Genomic DNA, 7,528 nt, shown 5'->3' on the forward strand with positions numbered 1-7,528 from the left:
CTTTCAGAACGAAAACTGGTTCAACACATCCGGCATACCCTTGGCCAAATCCTCAGCCTCGCGGCTGGCCAGGGTAGCGGCGTCCCACAGCTCGAAGTGAGAGCCCAGACCGAGCAGCATCACATCGCGCGTCATACCGGAAGCGTTGCGCAGTTCAGGAGCGATCAGGACCCGGCCGGAGCCGTCCAGTTCCACGTCCTGAGCGTTGCCCAGCAACAGCCGCTGCAGCGCGCGTGCCGTCATGGGAAATGCCGCGATCTGCTCGCGCTTCTTTTCCCACTCTGGCCGCGGATATACCAGCAGGCAGCCGTCGGGGTGGCGGGTCAGGGTCAGGCGGCCTTCGGCCTGCGACACGAGCGCGTCACGATGCCGAGTCGGAATCGAGATCCGACCCTTGGCATCCAGCGTGAGCGCGCTGCTTCCCTGAAACACCACTTTTACCCCACTTAATTGCACAATTTCCTACTATTTCCCACTCTACGGTATGGGAAAGGGGCGGTCAAGCGCGGGGTTGCAATTTTTTCAATCACAACAAGGACTTAGATCAAGTTGTAAATTCGCAAAAAGAAAAACCTCCCATGAAATCAGGAGGTTGCGACATACTCTAAAAGTCCTACTTCAGAAGTAGCGGCTAACAATGGCTACGCATTGTTTTGCGCTCGGTCGATTCCTACGGATGGCGAGGCTTCCCGCCGGACAGGCGACCCTGGAAGTGCAAATAAATTGGCGCGGTGGGCGCCGAGCGCCCGCGCGGCCTCGGCCAGCCACGCGCGCGCTGCGGGAATTCAATGCAAGACGGATCTATAGGCCGGATTCTGTACACCAGGTTGCCCTGGCGGACGATCATTCCTCTGCGCGGATCATTGCTGAGCCGCTGTAGCCATCTACCCGCATACTCGGACGGAGCCGCCCGTCACGGCCGTGAGGCCGCACGCATGCCTATTTGATGTTGCTCCGGATAGAGGTTGCCGCGTTTCACCCTGCGATGCCGACGCCCGTTGCCGGGGGCCGCAATACGGAGATGGCCGTATCAGTGCGCGCCAAGCGCGCCCGCGCCGCAGTCTCGTCTCTGTGGTCCTATTCCTCAGCCCCGCCCGAAGGCGCGGCCGGACGGCCGTTAGCCGTTACCCTGCCCTGTGGAGTCCGGACCTTCCTCGATGGGCTTGCACCCACCGCGATCGTCCGATCCGTCTTGCAGTCCGTATTCTATTACAGGCGCCGACTCCGTCCCCGGTCACGCGAGCGCGAGGGACCGTCGATACGGCCTGCCGGGTTCCTGCGACAATACGCGTTGTTCCGCTTAGACGCCGCAGACACGCTTACTACATGGCCCTCGAAACTCTTATCACCCTGACCGACATCCAGCTTGCGTACGGTCATCACCCGCTGCTCGACCATGCCGACTTTGCCATCCAGTCCGGCGAGCGCATCGGCCTCATCGGTCGCAATGGCGCGGGCAAATCGTCGCTCCTCAGGCTGCTCGACGGCCGGACCCAACCCGACGACGGCGCGATCGCGCGCAGTTCAGGCCTGCGGGTTGCCACGGTCGAACAGGAACCCGAGCTCGATGACAACGCCACGGTGTTCGACGTAGTGTGCGGTGCGGAAGGCGACCATGAAGACTGGCAGCGGCCATCCCGCGCGCGCGCCGTGCTGGAAAAGCTCGGCCTGCCCGCGGACGTCCAGATCGCCGGCCTGTCGGGCGGGACGCGCAAGCGCGTCGCCCTCGCACGCGCCCTGATCGACGAACCTGATCTCCTGTTGCTGGACGAACCCACCAACCATCTGGACTTCGAAGGCATCGCCTGGCTGGAAGACATGCTGCGCGCCTGGAAGGGCGCCGCGGTCATCATTACCCACGACCGCCGCTTCCTGGACGCCGTGACCACCCGCATCGTCGAACTCGACCGCGGCCGGCTCCTGAGCTTTCCCGGCAATTTCTCGCAATGGCAGGAGCGCAAGGCGCAATGGCTCGAGTCCGAGCGGCTGGAACAAGCGCGCTTCGACAAGCTGCTGGCGCAAGAGGAAGTCTGGATCCGCAAGGGTGTCGAAGCCCGCCGCACGCGGAACGAAGGCCGAGTGCGGCGCCTGGAAAGCTTGCGCGTCCAGTGCGCCGAGCGCCGCGAACGCGTCGGGAACGTGTCGCTGGCGCTGGCCGAAGGACAGCGATCGGGCAAGCTGGTTGCTGAACTTGACCACGTCAGCAAGCGCTTCGGCGACAAGATCGTCGTGGATGATTACTCCACCACCATCCTGCGCGGCGACCGCATCGGCATCATCGGCCCCAACGGCGCCGGCAAGACCACGTTGCTCAAGCTCATCCTGGGTGAGATGCAGCCGGACACCGGAGCGACTCGCCTGGGCACCAATGTGGCAGTCGCATACTTCGACCAGATGCGCGCGCAGCTTGACGAAAATGCCTCGCTCGTCGACATCATCAGTCCGGGCAGCGAATGGGTTGAAATCGGCGGCGTGCGCAAGCACGTGATGACATATCTCGGCGATTTCCTGTTCTCACCCGCGCGCGCGGGGTCTCCTGTGCGCAGCCTGTCGGGCGGCGAACGCGCCCGCCTTCTTCTTGCGCGGCTATTCGCCCGGCCCGCAAACGTGCTGGTCCTTGATGAACCCACCAACGACCTGGACATCGAAACGCTGGAACTGCTGGAAGAGCTGCTGCAGGAATACGCCGGCACCGTGCTGCTGGTCAGCCACGATCGCGCGTTCCTGAATAACGTCGTGACCCAGACCATTGCATACGAAGGCAACGGCCATTGGCACGACTACGTGGGCGGCTACGACGAATGGGTCGCCCAGCGCCCCGTTCCCGCCGCGCAGCAGCCCGACGCCGACAAGGCGGCAAAACCCGCGGACGACAGCGCGGCGCGCGCGAAGGCTGCTCGGCCCAAACCGGCCAAGGCCGGCAAGATCAACGCCTGGGACCTGCGCGAGCTCGAAGGCCTGCCAGACGCCATTGCCGCGCTCGAAGCGCAGCAGGCAGACCTGGCAGGCAAGCTCGCCGACGGCAGCCTCTACCGTGACGCGCCGGACGAAGTCGAACGCATCAACGGTGAATTGGCCAAGCTCGAAACGGAACTCGAAGAGAAGTTCGCGCGCTGGGAGCTGCTGGAAGCCCGGCGCGACGGCACACTCTGACAAGGCCCCTCTATATATACATAGAGGCGCACACCAGACAAAAAAGGGTGACCGGCCTGGCCGATCACCCTTTTTTTTGGTCGGCGGCAGGAGCCGCCGGTCTTTTGCCCTACGCGTGGGCGCGCCAGCCCAGCGATTCGCCGGCGGCCAGCGGCACCAGCGTCGTGTTGCCGAACGCCACCTCTTCGGGAACTTGATAAGTCTCGCGCGACAAGGTCAACGTGCCCGTGTTGCGGGGCAGACCGTAGAAGTGCGGACCGTAAAAGCTGGCGAAGCCCTCCAGCTTGTCCAGCTTGCCCGCCGCCTCAAAGGCCGTGGCGTACAGCTCCATGGCGTGCAGGGCGGTATAGCAGCCCGCACAGCCGCAGGCATGTTCTTTCAGTCCGCGCGCGTGCGGCGCGCTATCGGTACCCAGGAAAAAGCGCGGACTGCCACTGGTTGCAGCTTCGACCAGCGCCAGGCGGTGCGTTTCGCGTTTCAGGATAGGCAGGCAGTACCAATGAGGCCGCACGCCGCCCTGGAAGATCGCGTTGCGGTTGTACAGCATGTGCTGCGGCGTGATGGTCGCGGCGATCGGCCCTTCTGCATCGCGCACATATTCGGCGCCCTCTTTCGTCGTGATGTGCTCGAACACGACCTTCAGCGCCGGGAATGCCTTGCGCAAGGGTTTCATGACGCGCTCCACGAAGATGGCTTCGCGGTCGAACACGTCGATCGACGGGTCGGTCACTTCGCCGTGCACAAGCAGAGGCATCCCGCATTTCTGCAAGGCTTCCAGCGCCTTCGTGCATTTGCCAAGCAGATCGGTGACGCCCGCGTCCGAATTGGTCGTGGCGCCGGCCGGGTACAGCTTCACCGCATAGACCTGGCCCGATTCATGCGCGCGCACGATTTCCTCGGCGGACGTGTTGTCGGTCAGGTAAAGCGTCATCAAAGGCGTGAACGTAGCCGGGTTGACGCCGGCCTTGCCCAACGCTTCGAGAATGCGACCGCGATAGGCCAGCGCCTGTTCCGTGGTCGTGACCGGCGGCTTCAGGTTGGGCATGATGATCGCGCGGGCGAACTGACGCGCGGTGTCTGCGACCACTGCCTCCAATGCTGCGCCATCGCGCAGGTGCAGGTGCCAGTCGTCAGGACGGGTAATGGTGAGTTGAGTGGTGCTTTGAGTAGACATGGGAAGGCTCTTAATCTGCCAGCGGCATGCCCCGCTCAGCCAGCGCGCAGAACATGGCGCTACCCAGGGGGATGACCGCATCGTTGAAATCAAAACGCGGGTTGTGCAGCAGGCAGCCGGAATCCGCCCCGCCCTGACCCAGGCGGAAATACGCGCCGGGCTTCGCCTGCAGCATGAAAGAAAAATCCTCGGAGCCCATCGATGGCACCAGGTCGCGCACCACGTTCTCCTTGCCGATCATTTCCGTTGCGATGTCGGCCACCAGATTGGCGTGATGCGGCGTGTTTAAGGTAGCCGGATAGATGCGCTCGTAAATGACTTCGGCGGTGCCGCCGAACGCGCCCGCAATCGCGCTCACCAGTTCCCGCATGCGGGTCTCGACCATTTCCTGCACGGACTTGCGGAACGTGCGCACCGTCCCGACCATACGCGCTTCGCGCGGGATCACGCTCATTGCGCCCGGGTGTCCGGCCTGGACCGAACCGATCGACAACACCGCGGAATCCAGCGGATTCACATTGCGCGAGACGATGGTCTGCAATGCGGTAATGATATGGCCGGCGATCGTCACGGGATCGATGGTCTGATAGGGATGCGCGCCATGCCCTCCACGACCGGTGATCTGGATCTCGAAGCGATCCGCGGCAGCCATCATCGGCCCGGGGTTGATGCCGATCGTACCGGGTTTCAGCCCAGGCCAATTGTGAAGCGCGTAGATGGCATCGCAAGGATAGGTATCAAACAGACCGTCCTCGAGCATCGCGCGCGCACCGCCTCGGCCCTCTTCGGCAGGCTGGAAAATCAGCACTGCGGTGCCGTCGAAATTGCGCGTCTGCGCCAGGTATTTTGCCGCGCCGATCAGCACGGCCGTGTGGCCGTCATGCCCGCATCCATGCATCAATCCCGGCTTGGTCGACTTGTGCCCGAACGTGTTGTCTTCCGTCATGGGCAGCGCGTCCATGTCGGCGCGCAACCCGATCATTCGGCCGCTGTCGCACCGCTTGCCGCGGATCACGCCCACCACGCCCGTCTTGCCGACCCCGCGGTGGACCTCAATTCCCAACGCTTCCAAGGCGCCCGCGACGATGCCCGACGTGCGGACCTCTTCGAAACCGAGTTCAGGGTGAGCGTGCAAATCGCGCCGCAGCGCCGTCAATTCGTCATGAAAAAGCCGAATCGATTCCAACGGAGATCGTGCGTACATAGGACGTTACAGAATGACGTGATAGAGGGGACGGTCCGTGCATTTTAGTTGCTACAGAGGATAAATGCCTTTGTCTTTACTGTAGAGACACGTTATGCTCCGGCCGCAGGACAATTTTTCCAACAGCCAGAGAAGGAGCGCCGCATTATGGCCACAACCTCCAAACCCGCGACCGCGCGCAAGCCGAACGCTGCATTCATGAAGCCCCTGACCCCCAGCGCCGAACTGGCCGCCGTCATCGGCTCGGAAGCCGTGCCGCGTACCGAGGTCACCAAGAAGATCTGGGAATACATCAAGAAGCACAACCTGCAAGATGCCAGCAACAAGCGCAACATCAACGCCGATGCCAAGCTGCGCCCGATCTTTGGCAAGGATCAGGTCACGATGTTCGAACTGACCAAACTGGTCAACGCACATCTGAAGTAAGCAGGCAAAGGGCGTACGGCGTACGTCCCTGCCTTTGGATTGTCGCGACGCCCTGGCTTTAGGCCGGGCGAGCTCGGCCACCACACGCCATATCCCCGCAAGCCGCATCTCTCCACGTTCGTGGACATCCCCTCCGCCCTCCGCATCACCTGATCATCAGGCCTGGCGCGTCTCTACCCACGTATTCACCATACCGCACGCAACGTCGTGATCAGGCTGTGCATGAGCACGCAAGACCAGCGATCGCGTCTAACCGCATATGGGCCATGTGACCTGGATCTCGTCCTGCAGTGCGCATGAGCACTTGAGACCGACATCGCGTCCTGCCGTGCGCACGATCATTTGAGATCAGCATCGCGCGACCTGCCGTGCGCCTGAGCACATGAGATCAGCATCGCGCATCCTGCTGTGCGCACGAGCCTAAGGGATCAGCATCGCGCGTCCTGCCGGGCGCATGGCCACACGTCCCTAATCGCGTCCAATGTTGGTTGCGCCCGTCCAGGCGCCGTCCCACCATCTCCCGTTAAGCTGAAGCGTTGTGCATGCCGCTCCAGGACCGCTGGCAAGCCAGCCCCGGGGCGCCTTACCCAGCAGAGACCGCGAAGACGTATAGCAACGGCGATCCAGACCGCGCCAAGCCCACTTCAGTCAACGGCGCCCCATGTAAAAAGGCCGGCATTGAGGCCGGCCTTTCTGCTTGAACACGCTATGGATCAAGCGTACGAAGTGGGCGCGCTGCCTTCGAGCAAGGAAAGCCATCCGCGAATCAAGCGGTACAGTACCCAGATGACCGTTGCGGCCACGCCAATCCATCCGATGAAGATAAGCGTCGCGATCCCGCTGATGGCAAGCCACAGCAGCGCCCACCAGAACGTGCGCAGCAGCCAATCAAAATGAGCGGCGTACACGGTGCCGGCGGCGTCCGAACGCTTGAGGTACATCAGCACAACGGCGGCAAGCGTGGCGATGCCCAGGAATCCACTCGTCAAAAAGCCCAAGGCATACAAACCATAGGCCACGTGGGTCAACGTGCGCAGGTCCAACGTCGTACCGGGCACGGGGGTCTGGGGATCACTCACGATAACGCTCCAACGAATTGACTCGGTCAATCTTACCGCACAAAGCCACGTGGTCCACGGGCGTTGTTATTTGGGCACATTCAGCATTGGCGCGGCTTGCAGGCCTGCGCGGCCTCCAACGACAAAGCCCCACCGGGGTACCGGTGGGGCTTTGAGATAAGAGCCTGACGATGACCTACTTTCACAGACGTCCGTCCACTATCATCGGCGCAAAGGCGTTTCACTGTCCTGTTCGGGATGGGAAGGAGTGGTACCACCTTGCTGTGGTCGTCAAGCGTAGCTGCTTGAGCAGTCGACGATGGCGTCGACCATTCGAATCTTGGGTACTGCAGTGTGAACCAGGCGCCCGACCAGCCGTAGAGGCGATCATGGCCGCGTGAATTGCGCTCGGCCTACGAGGTTCTCACTAAAGACAAAACCCCGCAGGGATTAACTGCGGGGGTTTGCGGAATAAAAGCCTGACGATGACCTACTTTCACAGACGTCCGTCCA

Annotated in this window: 6 protein-coding genes, 1 rRNA gene and 1 other RNA gene; 2 read left to right on the forward strand and 6 right to left on the reverse strand. The window is 62.3% G+C overall.

The genetic code is table 11. From position 1 onward, the window contains the following. Positions 1-3 precede the first annotated feature (3 nt). Both mraZ and rnpB read right to left on the reverse strand, forming a co-directional pair. The gene (gene mraZ / locus RT614_RS25285) at positions 4-432 is read right to left on the reverse strand and encodes a division/cell wall cluster transcriptional repressor MraZ (protein ID WP_063954559.1); all 429 of its coding nucleotides are present in this window, start codon (positions 430-432) and stop codon (positions 4-6) included. A gap of 356 nt (positions 433-788) precedes the next feature. Then, positions 789-1,194, reverse strand: an RNA gene (rnpB, locus tag RT614_RS25290) — RNase P RNA component class A. A 132-nt stretch (positions 1,195-1,326) separates the two neighbouring features. On the opposite strand from rnpB, the gene RT614_RS25295 reads away from it, so the two are divergent. Next, positions 1,327-3,153 (forward strand): ATP-binding cassette domain-containing protein, encoded by a 1,827-nt coding sequence (locus tag RT614_RS25295; RefSeq protein WP_313624956.1) that lies wholly within the window; start codon positions 1,327-1,329, stop codon positions 3,151-3,153. Between the two features lie 109 nt (positions 3,154-3,262). On the opposite strand, the gene pyrC is transcribed toward RT614_RS25295, so the two are convergent. Together pyrC and RT614_RS25305 are read right to left on the reverse strand one after the other, a co-directional pair. Then, complete coding sequence (gene pyrC, locus RT614_RS25300) at positions 3,263-4,327, reverse strand: dihydroorotase (protein WP_313624957.1); 1,065 nt, start codon at positions 4,325-4,327, stop codon at positions 3,263-3,265. Between the two features lie 10 nt (positions 4,328-4,337). Continuing rightward, a complete protein-coding gene (locus RT614_RS25305) occupies positions 4,338-5,531 on the reverse strand; it encodes a M20 aminoacylase family protein (protein WP_313624958.1) in 1,194 nt (397 codons plus the stop codon). 147 nt (positions 5,532-5,678) lie between these two features. On the opposite strand from RT614_RS25305, the gene RT614_RS25310 reads away from it, so the two are divergent. Continuing rightward, positions 5,679-5,957 carry an SWIB/MDM2 domain-containing protein gene (locus RT614_RS25310; protein WP_006217453.1) on the forward strand — a complete coding sequence of 93 codons (279 nt, stop codon included), beginning with the start codon at positions 5,679-5,681 and terminating at the stop codon, positions 5,955-5,957. A gap of 713 nt (positions 5,958-6,670) precedes the next feature. Here RT614_RS25310 and RT614_RS25315 read toward each other — a convergent pair. Next, positions 6,671-7,036, reverse strand: coding sequence for a hypothetical protein (locus tag RT614_RS25315; protein WP_313624959.1), 366 nt, complete (start codon positions 7,034-7,036; stop codon positions 6,671-6,673). Between the two features lie 162 nt (positions 7,037-7,198). Next, a 5S ribosomal RNA gene (gene rrf / locus RT614_RS25320) occupies positions 7,199-7,311 on the reverse strand. Positions 7,312-7,528 lie beyond the last annotated feature (217 nt).

The sequence above is a fragment of the Achromobacter sp. genome (genome assembly GCF_032102605.1).
Classification (GTDB): domain Bacteria; phylum Pseudomonadota; class Gammaproteobacteria; order Burkholderiales; family Burkholderiaceae_B; genus Achromobacter.